Annotated in this window: 11 protein-coding genes and 2 pseudogenes; 10 read left to right on the top strand and 3 right to left on the bottom strand. The window is 66.6% G+C overall.

Annotated features, from left to right (window positions below; all coding sequences use genetic code 11):
* The first annotated feature begins 14 nt into the window (after positions 1-14).
* From OG787_RS08305 to OG787_RS08285, 5 genes and pseudogenes are all read left to right on the top strand, one after another.
* On the top strand, positions 15-1,094 hold the full coding sequence (locus OG787_RS08305; protein ID WP_405534734.1) for a DUF3500 domain-containing protein: 1,080 nt from the start codon (positions 15-17) through the stop codon (positions 1,092-1,094).
* 5 nt (positions 1,095-1,099) lie between these two features.
* A complete protein-coding gene (locus OG787_RS08300) occupies positions 1,100-2,524 on the top strand; it encodes a nickel/cobalt transporter (RefSeq protein ID WP_405534733.1) in 1,425 nt (474 codons plus the stop codon).
* Positions 2,525-3,856: 1,332 nt separating this feature from the next.
* Positions 3,857-6,106, top strand: a complete 2,250-nt coding sequence (locus OG787_RS08295) for a LuxR C-terminal-related transcriptional regulator (RefSeq protein ID WP_405534732.1) — start codon at positions 3,857-3,859, stop codon at positions 6,104-6,106.
* A gap of 455 nt (positions 6,107-6,561) precedes the next feature.
* Entirely contained in the window at positions 6,562-8,499 is a 1,938-nt protein-coding gene (locus OG787_RS08290; RefSeq protein WP_405534731.1) for a pectinesterase family protein, read from the top strand.
* A 111-nt stretch (positions 8,500-8,610) separates the two neighbouring features.
* Positions 8,611-8,838, top strand: a pseudogene (locus OG787_RS08285) (TetR/AcrR family transcriptional regulator); the annotation flags it as partial.
* 580 nt (positions 8,839-9,418) lie between these two features.
* Here the strand turns inward: OG787_RS08285 and OG787_RS08280 are convergent.
* Positions 9,419-9,616 (bottom strand): annotated as a pseudogene (locus OG787_RS08280) (CorA family divalent cation transporter); the annotation flags it as partial.
* 407 nt (positions 9,617-10,023) lie between these two features.
* Here OG787_RS08280 and OG787_RS08275 point away from each other — a divergent pair.
* The 4 genes from OG787_RS08275 (at position 10,024) to OG787_RS08260 (ending at position 14,322) form a co-directional block, all read left to right on the top strand.
* Positions 10,024-10,341: a helix-turn-helix domain-containing protein gene (locus OG787_RS08275; RefSeq protein WP_405534730.1), complete on the top strand. Its 318-nt coding sequence runs from the start codon at positions 10,024-10,026 to the stop codon at positions 10,339-10,341.
* Positions 10,322-10,846, top strand: coding sequence for an ImmA/IrrE family metallo-endopeptidase (locus OG787_RS08270; RefSeq protein WP_405534729.1), 525 nt, complete (start codon positions 10,322-10,324; stop codon positions 10,844-10,846). Before OG787_RS08275 ends, OG787_RS08270 begins: the two co-directional genes overlap by 20 nt.
* A gap of 639 nt (positions 10,847-11,485) precedes the next feature.
* Positions 11,486-12,493 (top strand): SMODS domain-containing nucleotidyltransferase, encoded by a 1,008-nt coding sequence (locus OG787_RS08265; protein ID WP_405534728.1) that lies wholly within the window; start codon positions 11,486-11,488, stop codon positions 12,491-12,493.
* Positions 12,490-14,322 (top strand): ThiF family adenylyltransferase, encoded by a 1,833-nt coding sequence (locus tag OG787_RS08260; RefSeq protein ID WP_405534727.1) that lies wholly within the window; start codon positions 12,490-12,492, stop codon positions 14,320-14,322. The genes OG787_RS08265 and OG787_RS08260 overlap by 4 nt, the downstream gene beginning before the upstream one ends.
* Here OG787_RS08260 and OG787_RS08255 read toward each other — a convergent pair.
* Entirely contained in the window at positions 14,229-15,380 is a 1,152-nt protein-coding gene (locus OG787_RS08255; RefSeq protein ID WP_405534726.1) for an SAVED domain-containing protein, read from the bottom strand. The genes OG787_RS08260 and OG787_RS08255 overlap by 94 nt on opposite strands.
* A gap of 489 nt (positions 15,381-15,869) precedes the next feature.
* Here OG787_RS08255 and OG787_RS08250 point away from each other — a divergent pair, with 489 nt between their 5' ends.
* Positions 15,870-17,936, top strand: a complete 2,067-nt coding sequence (locus OG787_RS08250) for a Shedu anti-phage system protein SduA domain-containing protein (RefSeq protein ID WP_405534725.1) — start codon at positions 15,870-15,872, stop codon at positions 17,934-17,936.
* Positions 17,937-18,125: 189 nt separating this feature from the next.
* Here OG787_RS08250 and OG787_RS08245 read toward each other — a convergent pair whose 3' ends face one another.
* On the bottom strand, positions 18,126-18,959 hold the full coding sequence (locus tag OG787_RS08245) for a hypothetical protein (RefSeq protein WP_405534724.1): 834 nt from the start codon (positions 18,957-18,959) through the stop codon (positions 18,126-18,128).
* Positions 18,960-18,990: the final 31 nt, after the last annotated feature.

Raw genomic sequence — 18,990 nt, 5'->3', positions numbered from 1 at the left:
ATTGGAGAACTGCCGTGTCCGAATACCGTCTCGCGGCCGGTGTTGCCGCCGTGCTTCTGTTCGCGACTGCCTGTGGGTCGGGTGACTCCGAGTCGTCGTCGACGTCCACGGACGCCTCGGCCTCCGCCACCACGTCGTCCGGCTCCGGCTCCGGCGGCGGCAAGGCGGCCGCCCAGGTCCTGACCGCGACCAAGGCGTTCCTGGCGACCCTGGACGACTCGCAGAAGTCGTCCGTGCAGGCCGAGCGCACCCAGGCCAACCTGTCGCAGTGGTCCAACCTGCCCGACCAGCTCTTCGAGCGGGCGGGCCTCAGGATGGACTCCCTCGACGACGAGCAGCAGGCCGCTGTGCTCGCCATCCTCAAGGCGGCGCTCAGCGAGGACGGCTACGAGCAGGTCACCGGGATCACGTACGGCGACGGCGTCCTGAAGGACGCGGGCGGCATCGACCTCGACTTCGGCGCGGACCACTACTGGATCCGCGTCCTGGGCACCCCGTCCGAGACCGGACAGTGGACACTCCAGTACGGCGGCCACCACCTCGGCACCAACATCACCCTCACCGGCGACACCATGACGCTCGGCCCGACCCTGTGGGCCGCCCAGCCCGCGTACTACGACAAGGACGGCAACGAGGTCGAGCCGCTGAAGGGCGAGACCGAGAAGGCATTCAAGGTCGTGCAGTCGCTGGACGACGAGCAGTTCGAGACGGCCGAGCTGGACACTGCGGTCACCGAGATCGTGCTGGGCGCCGGGCAGGACGGGAAGACGCTGGAGAGCGAGGGCGTCAAGGCGTCCGACCTCACCGCGAAGCAGCAGAAGCTGCTGCTCAGCCTGATCGACGAGTGGATCACCCCGCTCAACGACGAGCAGGCGAAGGCCAAGCTGGCGGACGCCAAGAAGAACCTCAAGAGCACCTACTTCGCCTGGTACGGCTCGACAGAGAGCGACCAGCCGATCTACTACCGGGTGCAGAGCCCGTCGTACACCATCGAGTTCGCCCACCAGCAGGGCCAGGGCGCCAACGCCGGCGGGGTCACCCACATCCACGCCATCTACCGCGAGAACGGCAACGACTACGGCGCCGAGGACTGACGTCCGTGATCTCCCCCCGCACCCGTCGCCTGGCCCGGTGGACGGCGGCCCTCTCGCTGGCCGTCGCCGGGTCGGGCATGGCCGCCGTACCCGCCGAGGCGCACCCGACCGACGAGGTGGCGCAGCAGGCATACCTGACGCCCACCACCACCCGCCTCGACGTCGAACTCGCCATCACACCTGGCGTGCTGGTGGCACCCGCCTTCGCCGAATCCCTCGACACCGACGGTGACGGGGAGTTGGACGCCCGCGAGCGGGCCGTCCACCTGCACCGTGTCACCTCTGCCCTCGCGCTGCGCGTGGACGGCCGGGAGGTGAAGCTGACCGTGACGGGCAGTGAGTACGCCGAGTACGCGCTGCTCGCCGCAGCCGGCGGCGCCGTACGCGTCGGCCTGACGGCCGAACTGCCGTCGCCCGGCAGCCTCGGCCAGGTCGTCTTCACCAACGCGTACGACCCCGGCGTCCGTACGACGGTCCAGGCGGACGTGCTGGTCGCGGCAACGGACGCGGTGCGCCCCAGCGGGTTCGAGAGAGGAGACGAGGGGCGGGCCATGACGCTCATGTTCGGGGAGGGAGAGGTAGACACCGTTCCGAGCTCCGCCGACGCGGGGGAAGGCGAGGGGACGATGCTCAGTGCCCTGCGCGCCCCGCTGACCTCCCCCTGGGCACTGCTCCTGCTGATCGGCACCTGCGCCCTGCTCGGCGCCTTCCACGCCCTGACACCCGGACACGGCAAGGCACTCCTCGCCTCCTACCTGGTCGGCGCCAACAGCACCCCCCGGCAGGCGGTCGGCCTCGGCGCGGTCATCACCGTCACCCACACCGCCTCCGTGATCGCCCTCGGCACGCTGGTGCTGTTCGCGGGCCGGTTCGTCGTACCCGAAGTCCTGGTGCCGGTACTGGAGATAACCGCTGGGGCGGTCGTACTGGTCCTCGGCGCGCGACTGCTACTGCGCCGCTGGCAGCAGCGCGTCGGGCACGCTCACAGCCACAGCCACAGCCACAGCCACAGCCACAGCCACAGCCACAGCCATGGCCATGGCCATAGCCATAGCCACAGTCACGGAGAGGGTCACCACCATCACGCGCCTTTGACCGTCCCCACCACCTTCCGTGGTCTCGCCGCCATGGGCGTCTCCAGCGGGATCATCCCCTGTCCCGAGGCTCTGGGCGTGCTCCTGCTCGCCATCGGGCTCAACCGCACGGCGCTGGGCCTGGCCATGATCGTCGCGTTCAGTGTCGGGCTGGCCGGGGTGCTGGTCGGACTCGGACTGATCCTGGTCAGCGCCCGTACGAGGCTGGAAGGGTTCCAGCGCCCGGACAGGTGGAGCCCGCTGATCCGGTGGCTGCCGATGGTCTCCGCGGCTGTCGTGACCATCCTCGGCCTGACCATCACGATCAGAGGAGTGAGCGGGCTGCTCGGCCAGTAATCTAGTTGGGTTTGTTTATTTGTCATGCTAGGTGGTGGTTCATGACGGGCCGCGGCAGCCGGACTGCTGGGAATAGGCAAGATCCAGGAGCTGTCGCACTTCGGCCACGGCGAAGGGAACGAGACTGCTCGGACCGTGTCTTCGGCGTCCTTTTCGAGGGCGTGAGCGGCCATCGCGGCCAGGAAGGTGTGCGCGGGCATGGGCGGAGTGATGCGGCGGTACCAGCCAACGTAGCGGCGGACTTCGTACTGGTGCAGGCCGCGCTCGTTCTTCGTGGCCGGGAAGGACTCCTCAACGGCCCATCGGGAGCCGGCCAGGCGGACCAGTTCGGAGACGTCTGCCTCCGCGAGGGCGAAGGTGAGGCAGTAGGCGACCTCCTCAAGGCGGGACGGGCTGTGACGGGCCGGCCTTCGCGCCGTCTCCGCACGGAATCCGCTCTCAGGTGGCGTCCGGGGCGTCGGTCAGAACTCTCCGTGCGAACCGTGGCCTTCCGGACCCCGGTCGCAGCGGCGACGAGCCTGATCCCGCCCTGCCAGCGGCCGAACCTCCGCCTCTGTGGTCAGCCGACGTTTGCGCTACTCCAGGTGTGGCAGCAACGCCTGAAACCTCGTAGCCACGACCCCCTAGGTAGCCTTCGGGCTCCCAATACCACAGCAGCGATCCCCGGAGTCGGAAGCCGGGACGTGTATCGCGGGAAGTCCTTAGCCTCGCCCAACTCGCCCTGCCAAATGGGGGGGGGCTGACCGGCCCAGGCGTATTGATCACGAGCGTCGTTGACACTGGCTGGGCTTGATCATGACGAATGCCTCCGGTGCGCTTCGCGCCCACCCGGCGGCAAGCCATGCCGCATGACAGTGGGAGTCCTTGCACGGGTGCCGGGCCGGTCGTGACGAGGCAGGTCGGGACGTCTTTCGTCTCTGCTGTGGGCGTCGAGCATCCAGATGTTGCCGCAGCGGACTGTGAGCACCGTCATTTAGATAATTGCTCGCATGTGTGCAATTATGGCCTGGCTGCTCCAGTTGAAAGGGATAGTGCGGTGCCGATATTCGTCACGCGCACACGCGGAAAGCAATTCACGCAGGTATGCCGTCGTTGTTGCGCTGAGAGCCTCGGTCGCCGGGGGCGGTCCCTGTCCCCTGCCGGGCGGATGACGCTATTGCACAGGTCGAGGGGCAGATGCCTCGGCTGTGGCCGAGGCCGCGGGCGCAACGGTGTGCTGCGGCCGCACCGCGCCGATGGTGCTTCGGTACGTCGCCCACACGATTGCCGGTGAGAGTGAACATGGTTGTCCCGACCAGTGTGGTATCCGAAGCGGGGAACCTGCCCGCGGCCTTGACCCCTTTCGTGGGGCGGAAGCGGGAGGTCGCCGAGGTCCGGCGTGTGCTGGCCACGGCGCGGCTGCTGACCCTGACCGGGGTAGGCGGGATGGGCAAGACCCGGCTGGGCCTGGAGGTGGCCGCGGAGTCCCGCAAGGAGTTCGCGGACGGTGCGTGGGTAGTGGACCTGGCCCCGGTGCGGGTGCCGTCGGCGGTGGCAGACACGCTGGCGGCCGCGCTGGGCGTGCCGGACATGGGCACCCGGCCCGTCCTGGAGCAGCTCACGGGATATCTGGCCGGGCGGCACGCGCTGATCGTGCTGGACAACTGCGAACATCTCGTCGACGCCTGCGCCGAGTTGGCGAAGACGCTTCTGCCGGCCGCCGCCGGGCTGCGCATGGTGGCGACCAGTCGGCAGACACTGGGCATCACGGGCGAGCATGTCTTCACCGTGCCCCCGCTGCCCCCGGACGAGGCAGTCGAACTGCTGCGGACCAGAACCTCCGCCGTCCGGCCGGATTTCCAGGTCACCGACGCGAACCGGGCACAGGTCCTCCGGCTGTGCGCCGACCTGGACGGGCTGCCGCTGGCGATCGAGCTGGCCGCGGCCCGGCTGCGCACCCTCACCGTCGACCAGGCCGCGGATCGGCTGGCGGATCGGTTCGCGCTGCTCACCGGTGGCTGCCGGACCGCGCCGCCACGGCAGCGCACGCTGCGTGCGCTGGTCGACTGGAGCTGGGAGCTGTGTTCTCCCGTCGAGCGGCTGCTGTGGAACCGACTGTCGGTCTTCGCCGGGACCTTCGGCCTGGACGCGGCCGAGGAAGTCTGCGCGGGCGAGGGCATCGAAGCATACGAAGTGCTGGACCTCCTGGACCGACTCGTCGCCCAGTCCGTGGTGCTGACCTGCGAGGCCGAGGGCCTGCCGCGCTACCGGCTGCTGGAGACCATCCGGCAATACGGACGGGAACGACTCGCCGAGTCCGGCGAGGAGGACAGGTTGCTGCTGCGGCACCGCGACTTCCTCCTCGCCCTCGCCCAGCGCGTCGACAAGGGCTGGTACGGCCCCGGCCAGGTGGAGAACCTGACCCGGCTGCGCGCCGAGCACGGCAACCTGCTGGCGGCCCTCGGCGGAGCCGACCCCCAGGCCCGGCTGGCGCTGGCCGCCGCGCTGGCCTTCCACTGGTGCGTCGGCGGCTTCCTCGGCGAGGGACGCCGTCAGCTCGACCGGGCTCTGGCGGTGGCGTCCGAGCCCACACCGGCACGGGCCCGGGCGCTGGTGAGCGCTGTCTGGGTGGCGCTGTGTCAGGGTGATCTGGCGGTGGCCGACCGGTGGTTGGATGAGGCCGACGCGATCGGCGAGGAGCTGGGCGACCCGGCCCTGCTGGCCGACGTGCGGGGCTTTCGCGGAGTGTCGGCGCACTTCCGGGGGCGGCTGGGGGAAGCCATGACCCGGTACGAGGACGCGCTGGCCACCCTGACGGCGCTGGGCGACGAACGCGGGGCGGCCGGCTGGCTGCTCGCGCTGGCCTGCCTCCAGGCTTATGTAGGGGACCCGCGTGCGGCGCAGACGGGCGGGCACCTGATCAACGCCGCCGAGGCGACTGGAGAGAGATGGGGACGCGCGCAGGTGCTGCTGGCCCTCGGCTTCGACGCCTGGCAGCGGGGTGACCAGGAGGGGACCGGGGCACACGCCCGAGCCGCGCTCGAGAGCATGAGGGGCTTCAACGACCATTCAGCGGTCGCGAGGATGCTGGAAGTGCTCGCCTGGGCCACCGCCTCCGTGGGCGATCGCAAGCAGGCCGCTCGGCTCCTGGGCGCCGCGGACCACCTGTGGAGGGACGCCGGCACCGCCATCACCGCGTTCGACCCGCGGATGGCCGAGCACCACGCGCGCTGCGAGGCAGAGGTCATCGACGCCCTGGGCCCGGCCTCGTACCAGACGGTGTTCGAGGAAGGCAGTCCGCACGGTAGCCCCGACCGGGCCATCGCCTTCGCTGTGGAGCCCCGCACCCACACTCTCGCCGGCCCCGACTCCGACACGGCCGCCCCGGAACCGGCCACCGCCCCGAGCCTCCTGACCCGCAGAGAGCGGGAGGTGGCCGCGCTCGTGGCCCAGGGCATGAGCAACCGGCAGATCGGCTCCGCACTCGGACGTTCCCCGCGCACGGTCGACGGCCACGTCAAGAACATCCTTGCCAAGCTCGGCTTCGGCTCCCGCGCCCGGATCGCGTCCTGGTGGACAGCCAACCAGGCGCCCACCCTGTAGGACAACCCCGCAAAACTACGCGGACCCGGGGCGGGGCCCGCAGCGCAGAAATACGTATGGCCTGGCGGCAGACCCCGCGTTGACCCTTGCTCGCATGACACACACCGAAGCGGACGATCCAGTACCGCGGGCATCGGACCTACGACCCGAGGCGGCCCGGCTGAAGACACCCGTCGATGTCGGAGACGGGATATGGCGCCGCGACGCGGCCTGACCCTCCCGCCATCTTTCGAGGCACGACTGCCGTGGCCACCTTCGGCACAGACCGGTTCCAGGGGCAGTTCAGACCTCTGCGGCAGCAGCTGACAGCCGGACACGGCAGTCGGCCGGGCCCGCCGACAGCGCGCGTTGCGCGAACCCGGAGCACTCGGTCACCGCCGGCACACCGTCGAGATCGGAAACCGCTGCACATGGCCATCCCACCAATGGGCCACCAACAACGAAACGGAGCTCAAGTGACGAGCGCAGAGCAGGGCCGACCTTCCCGTAGATCATTCCTCGCCGCCGCGACGGCCGTCAGTGCGATGGCCGTCGGCGGCCTGGGCCTGGTGGTCGCCGCCGCCCCCAGCGCCAGCGCCACGCCCACCGCGAACCTCACCTGGACCATCTCCAGTGAGCCCGAACTGGCCAAGATGGACTATGCCCGACTGCTCAACGGCATCAGGAGGCTGGTGAGCGATGACAACCCGCAGCGCACAACCACGGGCCGCCCCGTTTTGGTCACCGACGAGGACGGGGACAATGAGTTCATCACCGTCGATCTGGAGGCAGAGGACAGGCCCGAACTCATCCGGCTGTTCATACGCCGGTCCGACGCCTACATCATGGGATGGCGGTCGGCCACCCGGGACGGTGATGTCGCGTACCTGAGCACCTTCTTCACGTTGGATCCCCACGTGCAGCTTCCGGGTTCGATCCGCCCAGGCAACGGTGTGACGAACGCGAACACGAACACGCGGTTCGAGAATCTGGCGAACTACAGCGACCTGCAGCAACAGGGTGCCACCCGCGACGGCATGCAGATCAGCCCCTCCAGCCTCCACAACGCCGTGCTGACCCTCCAGGGCGGTGCCCAGGCCACGACCAGGAACGCGGCGGCGGCGATCCTTCAGATCATCGTGGGAATCGCCGAAGCTTCCCGGTTCCGGCATCAAGCGGCTGAAACCGCGACCGCCTTCGGAAACGGTCTGCCGTTCACCGTCACCGCGAGACACATAGAGCATCACAACAACTGGTCCTTGTGGAGCGGTGTGCTCCTGGGCGCGATGGTCGCGGGTGCCGTCGCCCTCACGCCTGAAATCGAAGCAATCGGCGCCACCTACCAAACCGTGGTGGCCCTCGCGGCCGTGATCATGCTGGCCCACCACGGGGGCAAGCACACCAAGAGGGGCGGCAAGAAAATCGAAGGGGCGTGGCTGCTCGTCGCGCCCGACGGCACCGGCGACCACTGGACCGTGCAGGACGCGATCGACTACGTCCCCTATTTCGACCAGCCATACACCATCTTCATCGACGAGGGCACCTACCACGAATTCATCAACATCCCGGCGGGCAAGCCCTGGATGATGCTCGAGGGCGTCAGCGCCAACGCCGCCGATGTCGTCATCACCGGCGACAGGGCCCACGGAATGCTCAAGCCCGACGGCACACAGTGGGGCACCCAGGGCAGCGCCGTGGCGACTTTCAAGTCGATCGACCTGCGAGTCTCGAATCTCACGATCGCCAACTCGTTCGACCCTGCCGCCCACCCGGAGATCAACCCATACGAGACCCAGGCCGTAGCGTTGGCCGCCATGGGCGATCGGCAGGTGTACAACAACGTCCGGATCATCGGCCGCCAGGACACGGTGCTCGTCAAGTCGCCGGTTGTCACCGACCAGACCCGGCAGTACTTCGTCAACAGCTACATCGAGGGCTCGATCGACTTCATCTTCGGCAACGCCACGGCAGTGTTCGACCGATGCAAGATCGCCATGCGCAACTGGGTCGGCGGCACGGTGCTGGCGCCGAACACCGACTGGCGGCAGAAGTACGGGATCCTGATCACCGGCAGCGAGATCTTCACCAACGGCGTGCCGGACAACACGATGTACCTTGGTCGGCCGTGGCACAACGTGCAGGAAGCCTGGCCCCAGGCTGTGATCCGCGGCACCAAGATCCACTCAGGCATCAAGAGCGATCACCCCTGGACCGACATGGTGCCCGAATACCCCTGGAGCTGGGCCCGGTTCAAGGAGTACAGCAACTCCTCCGTCTACTGTGTGGATCAGGTGTGCAGCACCAGCTCCGCCCCCGGGGGTTCCAACCGCCCCATGTTGCCCGACTCTGAGGCGGCCGACTACACCGCACAGAAGTACTTGGCTGGCAGCGACGGCTGGAACCCGGTCCTCTGACCGCAGCCCTCGCGGCACGGTGAACCGAAGGCGGGGAGGGACAGCACAACCTGTCCCTGCCCCAGCACCAGGTTCCAAGGTGTGCCGACAGGCTGCCCATGGCTAATCGTGCGGCATGGCGTCTTCCACGGCCATGTGCCGCCCGCCGTTCTCAGCGCCGGGTCGGAGGCGATGACTGTCGCGCTGCTGGAGCAGGTCAACGCCGGAGCGCTGGAGGACGACGGCAGACGGGCCACCGTCGTCACGCTCGTCGCGGCCGGTGTGCCGGAGCGGCGGGCGCGTGTTGCGGTCGACGATGTCGCCGCCGCGGTCGTAGCGGTGGCCGCTGCTGACGACTGAGTCGCCGCCCGCCTGTCGATGGGGCTTCGAGCCCCGGCCTCACGCCTCGGTCCACCGGATCGACTCACGTCGGAACGGGCGAGCGCGGAACGTCAGGCACCGCAAGCGGCCTGCTGGGAGCCGCCCGAGCGCCCTTCGGCGTTGTTCCCTCACCAGCCTCCACGTGTCGGGCCCACGCTGGCGGCTCTTCTGCCGTACGCCGGACGAAGTGGTGGGCGGGCGGTCAGTGATTCTCTGCATGTGCATCACATGGAGTGCGTCGCCATGGGTCACCAGCAGTCGCTGGGTGCCCGAGACGCTTCCTCCCGGTGTCGCATTGGCCAGGACGGCTTTGAGGCGTCGGAGGTGGCAGGCGATCCTCGTTTGGGAGGAGCGAAGCGCGGGTTGTCAGTCGTTTCTCCCCGGATTCTCCCCGGCGTTCGGCGGCGCCCATAAGGCCAGGTCAGGGGCCCTTCGCTGGCAGGGCGAGGAGATCACCCGCATCACTTCTCCCCAGGGACTCCCCATGGCCGCTCCTGGCTCGATCCGCAAGGGGTGCGTGAGCAAATCGTGAACGGGAACTGAGCCTCACGTCGGGATCCTAGAGCCAGTCCCGTCGCTTGAAGATCACGTACAAACTAACGCAAACCACCCCCATCAGGCCGATGGCAAAGGGGTATCCGAAGCTCCAACCCAGCTCAGGCATGTCCTCGAAGTTCATGCCGTAAATAGTTCCTACGAGCGTCGGAGCAAACAGAATCGCCGCCCAGCTGGAGATCTTCTTGAAGTTGTCTACTTGGGGGCGCTGACCTGCGCTGATGTCACCTTATAGGTCTCTGGCCTGGGCGGATCCGTCTTTCCGGGTCTTTCGTGCTCGTGTCCGGTTGCGCAACCGATTCTCCCCACGCGCTCCCCGGAGCGGCTCGAACTCCCCAGATTCTCCCCATGGCGCGGCTCGTGCCGGACCCAGTTCGGACAGTGCTGGGATACTGCAGCACCCCGAGGTGTCGATCACGCTCTGTCGCTGGCATCCCGGCTGCGGTCACTTTGACTGTGGAGTGCCAAGAGAGGCGCGTGCAACGAAGTGTGAGTCGTGTGGTGATGTGGCGAGGTACGGAGTGATCGATCACGCGTTCGCTCCGGGCCTGGTAGCGCCATAGTTGGGCAAGTAGGTTGTCAGTGAGGCTGGCACTGCTTGGGGGCAGCGTGGAGGAGAAGGCGTTCAACGCCGCTGTGGGTCGGCGGATCAGGGAGGCCAGAATCAGGGCGCGGCTGACGCAGGAACTGCTCGGGCGCCAGGCCGGGCTGTCGCGGGGGTCGATCACGAACATCGAGAGCGGGACGCAGGCGCCCCCGCTCTACCGTCTCGTCCGCATCGCGGCGGCGCTGCACGTGCAGCCAGCCGAACTGCTTCCGCAGCTTCTGCCGGAGGAGGCCGCTGGCCTTCCGGCCCAGTACGCGGCCGATGTCGCTTCGGTATGGTCCGACTCCGAGAATTTGAAAGATGCTCATGGCCAGGGCTGACACTGCCGCGCGGGCTCTGCTGCGGGAGTTCGAGATCAACGCCGCTCCGATCGACCCGTTTGCGCTGGCGGGGAGCCTTGATGCTCAGGTCGTGCTGCGGGACTTGGATGACGATGTCTCAGGCATGCTGCTGCGGCGGGACGGCCGGTGTGTGATCGGTGTGAACCGTACCCATTCTCCCTTGAGGCAGCGATTCACCGTGGCGCATGAACTCGGGCACCTGCGGATGCATCGTGGCCGCCCCTTGATCCTTGACACGGATACACGGGTGAACTACCGCAATACGGTGTCAAGTATGGCGACCGACCGCGAGGAGATCGAGGCCAACCGCTTTGCTGCGGCTCTGCTCGCTCCCGAGGTGTTGGTCCGGTCCTCGGTGTACCAGACCTCCTTCCGGACCGTTGGAGAGCTGGTGACCCAGTTGGGGCGCACATTCGTGCTCAGCGAGATCGCCATGACCTATCGCTTGATGAACCTGGGCATCATCTCAGGCCCTCCGCAATAGAGTTCAAGCGCTCCGCGCCTTCGCAGGTGGTCGCTGTCGGCCCGACTCACCCTGGGTAGACGCCCAGTGAAGCGATGTCAGCGAAACTGACCATCAAAGAATGCCTTGCGTAGTGGTCGCTGTGTGTGCTGTGATTGTTACGCCAGAGAGCAGGCAAGCTCTTTGGGGACAATGTGCACTTACCCGGCGTTTTGCCAGGCAGGTGACCACCTGACCAGGGTCGTACCGCGCATTGCATGCCGGGCCGTGACGACGGACCGCAGCACTGGCCGGACGGCACCACTGCACATTTGGTCTGCCGTACAGGCGCCGCTCCAGCCAGCCGCGCACAGTGGCCAGTCGGTCTCTGATCACGTCGCTCGGGGTTCAAGGCGTCAGCAACGCCAGATGTACTCACCGTCTGCCGTGTTCTCCCGCACCTTCTTGGATACGCGGCCACCCTGTCACCTCTGCCCTGCGCGGACAGCCCCGTAGCACACCTCTCTGGTGTGTCCGTGGCGACGAACCGGCCAGCCGGCACGTGGCCTGCGCGCTGCCCATGCCCGAGGGCCGCGCAGTACTCCCCGACGCTTACGGCATGCACGCAGTCGTACAGAGGACAGGGCAATTCTCCACGCCGTCAAAGGAAGAGGACCCCCCATGCAGCACGTCAACTGTTTCACCACGTTCCTGCGGGACGTCGTCAACCTCAGCCAGGCCAAGCTCGATCTCCTTGCTTGCCGGGTGGAGGCCATCTACCAGGCACTCAAGAGCGACCCGGAACTTGGACCGCTCATCCTCGGCAAGAAACCGCAGGGCTCGTGGGCACAGCGCACCATCATCAACCCGGTCGGGGACAAGGAGTTCGACGCCGACTTCATGCTCCACCTCCAGGAAGTCCTGGACTGGGCGGGTAACCCCGCAACCTACATCGACAAGATCTACGCCGCGCTTCACCGGCACAGCACCTACAAGGACATGCCGCACACCCGCAAATGTCGATGCGTGCAGCTGACCTACGCCAACTCCATGCACGTCGACATCGTCCCCTACCTGCACCTCGCCGACGGCCGCGAAGTCATCGTCAGCCGTGACGAGAACCGGTTCGAGCCGACCAACCCCGCAGGGTTCACGGCTTGGATGAAGGAGAAGGACGACATCGCAGGCGGCAACCTCCGCAAGGTCATCCGCCTGATGAAGTACCTGCGTGACCACAGGAACTCTTTCACCGGGACCCGCTCCATCATCCTCACCACACTCCTCGGCGAACGCGTCACCCAGTCCACCGCCCTGCTTGAGACGGGCTGTTACGCCAACGTGCCCACCGCGCTCCTCACCATCGTCGAAGACCTCGACGAGTGGCTGCAGGCCCGCCCCTACAAGCCCTCCATCCCTGATCCGTCCCAATCGGGCCTCACCTTCGACCACCGCTGGAACCAGGCCACTTACGCCTACTTCCGCGACCGGATCAACACCCACGCGCGGGAGATCCGCGCCGCCTACGACGAGACGGACTCCGCCACCAGCGTGCGCCTGTGGCGGGATCTGTTCGGCAGCCGCTTCCCCGAGCCGCCAGAGACGTCCTCCTCGTCCACCGCGCCGGCGGCTGGTCCCAAGTTCCCGGTGCCGCCCCTGATTACCCCTACCCGGACTGGACGTGCCGGATGACCAAGCGAAAGCCTCCCGCTCTCAAGGCGAACCAGTGGCAGCAGGACCTGCTGTCCGACCTCAAAGCACTTGCCGCCCAGCACCCAGCAGACCTCCGGGTCCTGGGTGACCCCCAGATCCTGCCGAGCGGCACGGTTCTGGTCTCCATCCGCCTGTTCACAGCCAGCATCCCGCATGTCGAGGGCGGTCTCGCTCTGGGCGAGGCCGAGGAGTTCGTCCTCGGCCTCCCGCCCACCGAGCGGGTGCCTCCGCAGGTACTCACCCCGCACACCCGCTTCGCCGGCACTCCGCATGTACTGGAGGGAATGCGTCTGTGCATCTACCTCGATGCCGACCGAGAGTGGAACCCCGAAGGAGGCATCCCCGCCGTCCTGAATCGACTGTGGCAGTGGCTCACCGACGCTGCTTCCAACCGATTCGACGGCACCACCGCCCTCTACCACGCCGTCGGGGGAGTTCTCCACCGCACTGATGGCACACCCACCATCGTCGCCCGGGAACCGGACGAGCACCGCATCGCGCACATCGCCTGGCTCACCCCGCGCTCCGGTCAGCGACTTGACCTGTCCAACCGCCAGGCCAACGAGCACAGTCAGCGCCTGTCCGTACTACCCCTCAGCCGCCATCTGCCGCTGGCGGCCGGCCACACCCTCGCCGCTCTCCTCGACCGCATCGACAACCCCACGCTCAGCGAAACAAGAACCCCCCACCAGCCCCGACGCCCCTCATCCGCCTTCCTGACGGCCCTGATCCACACAGCCCGCCGCAACCCCCAGGGAACCAGTCAGTACTTCGTCCTTGCCGTACCCCACCCCCGTCTCCCGGCAGAACCCCGCTTCCTCCTGGCCGGCCGCCTGCCCGCCCAGGTCAGTGATGCCCTGCGTCGCATACCCCGCGTGACACAGGGTCTGTCCGTACTGCCCGCCGACGTACGCAACAGCACCATCGAATGGTGCTACCTCTCCGACGAACGGGAAGCCGTGACCACTCGCCGTGACGTCCAACGACCAGTCAACGCCTTCTACAACACCCACGTTCACCTCTGGGGCTGCGGCGGTATCGGTTCCTGGGTCGCGGAACTGATCGCGCGCGCAGGAGCCGCCCGTATCAGCCTCAGTGACCCCGGCACCCCCGTCACCGGAGGATTGCTGGTGAGACAGAACTACACCGAAGCTGACATCGGCGAGAACAAAGCGGTGGCCTTGGCCAAACGCCTCCGCAGCCTGCGCGACGACCTCACCATCGACATCTGCCCATCGCCACCCTCACCCGAACTGCTTGACGCGGCCCACCAAGCCGACGTCGTCATCGACGCCACCGTCAGCATCACCGCCGGACGCTTCCTCGACCTCCTGGCACGCCTCCCCGGCCGTAGAGCAGTGCTTGCTCAGATGACCACCGATGTCACCACCGCCAGTCACGGCATCCTCTCGGTCTCAGCCCCCGACACCAGCCACGGCCCTGCGCTCATCGACTACACCACCGGCAAGCAGGTCCTGGCCAACCCTGCCCTGGAGCCCTACCACCTGCTGTGGAGCGAACCACAGCCAGGCCAGGAGATCAGACCCACCCGTGGTTGCTCCGTGCCTACTTTCCATGGATCTGCCGCTGACCTCGTCGGAATCACCGCGACCCTCGTCATCCTCCTCGGCACGCAGATGCACCACCCGGTTTCCGGAACTCACCTGTGTGCTCTGCCTCATACCGGAACCCAGCCGGCTCAGCACTTCGTCCCCTACACATCCCGCCCCGAAGACCCGGCCGCCGCTCCTGCCACTGCCTCCACGCCTGTCCCGCTGTCTCCGCCCACCTCAAGCGTTGGTGCGTAGCGTCCGGCCAGCCGCTCGTACACCACCAACTGAGGGTGGACCTGCGGGTGATGGACACGGCCCAATACGACCGCGGCAGACATCGGCAGCGCGGGCAGCACATGCAGTCGCTCTAACGTCTTCGCCTCTGACTCCAGTTCGGCGAAGAAGCCCCGAAGTGCGCCTGTGAAACGCTCCAGGCACCCGCGAGCACGCATGATGTCCGGGCCTGTCGGCACTCCAACTGGACGGATCTCCCAGCGACGCATTCCCCTCAGCGAGGCCGGCACTTCCTGTACCCCGATAGCCCCCGACACGTTGATGACCACCACGGCCTCACTCCCGACCAGCACATCGTGATCGACCCGTGCGGCGAAACTTGGGGCCAGGCCATCCTCTTCGCGCCACACCCAGGACTCGTTCTCACGGTGCCGCTGGAAGATGTCGGTGGGCACCGTGTCGTCCAGCCGGGAACCCAGATGCACCAGCAGTGGCAGGCGTGCGAAGCCGAACACGCTCACATGCCGCACGGCATCGCGCGTGATGCCGGGCCGTAGCTGCAGCTCGATCACGTCGTCGACCAGCTGGGTAGCCATGCGGTAGTAGGTACGACTGGCAGCAGCCCGCGACGCCGTGCACGGGGCGGCCGACGATTCGCCGGGCACACCACGCAGGTCGATTTCGAGGCCATGGCGCGCGTAGGACTCCAGGAACAGCGGATATCGGTCCCCGGCGATGACCGCAGTCGCAGCGGTCTGCCGGGACAACTCCACCTGATTGCCGTGGACCGAACCCACCATCCGCACCACCGTGGTTGCGCGGTCCGAACCCAGACCCGTCACATGGCGAATCCGGTCTTCATGTTCCTGCTTTACCCGGCGCAGTTTCTCCACCGTGAACAGATCCAGCCCGCCTACCGCATCGACCTCACTGTGCTGATCGGCGCACAACAGCATCAGATTGTAGGCGTCCTCCCTATGTGCGCAGTCCAGGGGATGCTCGCCCCGTGGAGAGCGGGCGCTGCTGCCGCGGCCGACGATGTGAGCCAGCTCGCCAAGATTCAGCGTCCGCCACGACATCGAACCTTCCAACAGGTAGGCGTTGCAGAGTGCGCACCTGCCCCCACTACGCACCCATACCTCCCGGCGCACCGGTTCAGACGGCTTGCCGCTTGCACCTCGCGTGCTGTCCTTACTCTTCACGGTGCCTGCCCTTCGAACCAGTTGAGACCTGCTCCTCGAAGCTATGCTGCAACGGCCATCGCCTCGAACGGACTTGACAAACTCCGGGGGCGGTGCCACTCGCGCCGACCAAATCAGCGTGGTGTACCCCCACGGAGGTCCGGGGTTGACATCAGCCCTAAGCCGACGGGGCGCCGGTCCCGAGTCCAAGTCCCCTTTGGGCTGGTGGACACGTCGCCGTCAGCGTCCTCGGGAACTGCCAAGGACTCGCATGGCGGACCGACCTCGCCACGTCAGTGCCAGCGAACGACGGCACCCGCTGAAGTCAAGAGGCCCAAGAGTTCCAATGGCCCGCCTGGTGGGCCGACGCACGTCCATCCTGGGCGCATGACTGAGTCCGACGCCTCCCCGGCACCGCACAGGGCGCAGAGGATCACGGCGCTGACGCGACGCGACATCTTTGACTACCTGCGCGGCGAGGGCGGCCCCTGGTGGGGACGGCTTGACGAGATCGACTTTCTGGTCGGCTTGTACGACCTGGACAGGTTGGCGTCTACGGATCCCCGGTTTACGACAGCGCGCGGCGACATCGTCCAGCACCGGTTCACCAACCCATTGGACTGGGACGACGACTGGCTCTTCGAGGACCCGCGCTTCCGACTTGTCGATGGCCCCGATGAGGTGCTTCTCTCCTTTCTGGCACGGCTCGTTCATCCAGAAGTACAGTCCGACGTCGACCAGTCATCCCAACGCGTTGAGGAGCTGAACCGCCTCCTAGGGCCGGACGGTTGGACTCTCCGCCCCTTCGATTTCCTGTTGGGTCGGCCGCTCTACACGCCGGTCCCCACGCAGGCCACCGGCCCACAGGTCTCATTGCCTGTCGATGACGACGACACTGGCAAACTCGACCTCGTTCTGGGCCAGACCTACAGACTCCTTGACCGCGACGGCGAGGAGGTTGCCCGCGACCTGCTCCGCTCGGCTGTCCTCACGCTGCGCGGCGACGGCTGCGTCTACCACCCCATGCCCGGCGACGGTTGGACGGCCGCCACATACGAGGCCGTCCTTACGGTGGATCGCACGCTTCTGCCCGAGTTCACGGAAGCGGTCACCGACGCGATCTGGCAGCGACTGAGATCCGTTCTCACCTGGCTCCAGCGCGAAGACGTTCAGTCCCTCGTGGTCGATGGTGACATCGGGCCGCTCCTGGCCGTCCCGCCGGACTGGAGGAACCAGACCGCCGAGCCTGAGCTCGATCCCTCGGGGGCTCGACGCTTCCGAATCGACTTCCCGCCCACAGAGTTCGTTGTTGCACGGCAGGACTTCGCCGACCTTGAGATCCGCGGCCGTGGGTTCTCCTATTTCTACGACACCCGCACGGGCCGGATGATCACTGATTTTCTCCTCGATGACCGGCCATTGGTCGCAACTCTGTGCAACGTCACCCTCATCAACAGGGATGGCGCCCTCTCTCCAAGAATCAAACTGTGGAAGAAAGACAAGACCAAAGCCGCGAGGACAGTGGCCATGGAGGCGATACCCGGGACCGAATCCACCCAGATCATCAAGGCGCTCGTCGACACCAATGACGTCCACGAGAACTTCTGGAAGGTCATCTGTTTCATCCAGAACTGCGTTGGGCTGGACAACATCCCTGGTGGCAGACGACGGCCAGCCGTCGACGGCGAGGCCGAGTTGGGTCGGCTGCTTGCCGGCCAAGACCGGACGACGCTCCTCGAAGCAGTCAGGACCGCCATCGGCGGCGCCCTCACTGAAGAAGACATTCGGCGAGTCAGCAACCGCAAGTCGCAACTCCAGCGGTTCAAGAGACTGTTGACCGATCCGGAGTTCTTCGAGCAGGAGCGTGGCCGGGCGGCAGGGCCGGAAGCGGTCTGGCAGGGCTTCTTCGAGGAGAATCCGTGGATCTTCGGGTACGGCCTGAACCTAGTCGCCTGTGAACCCCTCGACGACGGAAAACTGGAGCGCATCACGACTGGCGCCAACATCTTTACCGGGGCGGGGAAGCGTAGTGATGCTGTCATGCGTTCCAAGGGCTTCATCAGCAGCCTGCTGCTCTGCGAGATCAAGACTCACGTGACACCTCTGCTGGCCAGCGCGCCGTATCGGCCTCCGGACGTCTACCAGGTCTCCAAGGACGTCGTCGGTGCCGTGGCGCAGGTGCAGAAGACCGCCCACAAGGCCCTACGACTGGTCACCGGCGCACTGCACAGGCTCTACCGGGACGACGGCGTTCCGACCGACATCGAAATCTCCACCGCCCGTCCCCGACAGGTGCTGGTGATTGGAAGCCTCAACGAGTTCACCGACCGGGGCGCGACGAACCCGGAGAAGATCACCTCCTTCGAGCAGTACAGGCGATCTATCCAGGACGTTGAGGTCATCACGTTCGACGAACTCTACGAACGGGCCTGCTTCATCGTGGAGGACCGCTGACGCGCACCCGACCGCACCAAGGAGGGAACCTGGTCCCCCCGGACGGAGCAGGCGCTTAGAAGGCGCTTAGCGAGGACACGTCCGCTGCGCCTCTGACCTGCCCCTACGTGATCTCCTGACCGGCTGTCAGCGAGTTTTCCGGCGTTTTCGGGAAGGATCGTACTGGCCCCGAGTGATGTTGGGTGCGGGTCATTCCGTCTGCCGAGATTCGCCGACAGGCTCGTTCTCTGGAGGGGCTTTCGCCACGCGTTGTGCCGCGCTGAGGTTCACGTTCATCGTCACGTTCTCGCGGTTGTCGTTGATCCTTGCGGCGAGTGCCTGGATGGACGTGCTGTCGAACCGGTATCGAGGTGGCCAGTCCAGCAGCGGGTCGGCGGGTGGCCATATCTGCAGGACAGAGCCGTGAAAGTCCTCAAGCTGGGCGAGGTCTCCCTCGCAGAAGGGGATGAAGACCTGAAATGCGACTTTGACCACCGAGAAGGTGACGCACAGGCCGAGAAAGCCGTCATGTGAGTCGTTCTCGGGCATGTAGATCGGGCGCGACACGACAGCCAGCGGATTCACGTCGTGGTACGCCGCGATCCAGACCTGCATCCCGTGATGTGGTTGGCGGAAGATTTCCAGGCCCTGCCCAGCCCCGTGGGGGACGATGTTGTCGCCCACCACGTCCAGGAGGACGGCCATCTTGGCAGCCCACAGCGCCAGTCGGCCTTGGGTATGCTCGTCCAGCGATCTCACTTGGAAGAACATCGGGACGAGGATGTCCTTGACGTCGTTTTCCAGCGTCGACATCCATGTGTTGTTGCAATGCTGACAGACAGTCGTTGTTGGCCAGTTGATACGCCGCCGACGTGGGTCCGAGCTCCTCGCGCCGTGTCGCTCCATCTCGCGCACGAGCCACTTGGGGTAGATGTCCTCGTCCGTGGGCTGAGCGGAGAGGTCCTGGCAAAAGGGGCAACGGCCCGGAGGCGGCGCCATCCAGTTGGTGTGGGCGGGGCCGTCGAGAATCAGTTCGACGTCCATCGTGGTCAGGACCTCGGGTAGTTGGGCTCTA

The sequence above is a fragment of the Streptomyces sp. NBC_00075 genome (assembly GCF_045041225.1).
Classification (GTDB): Bacteria; Actinomycetota; Actinomycetes; order Streptomycetales; family Streptomycetaceae; genus Streptomyces; species Streptomyces adonidis.
The sequence above is the reverse complement of the archived record's forward strand: the minus strand, read 5'-3'. Positions and strand labels throughout refer to the sequence as shown.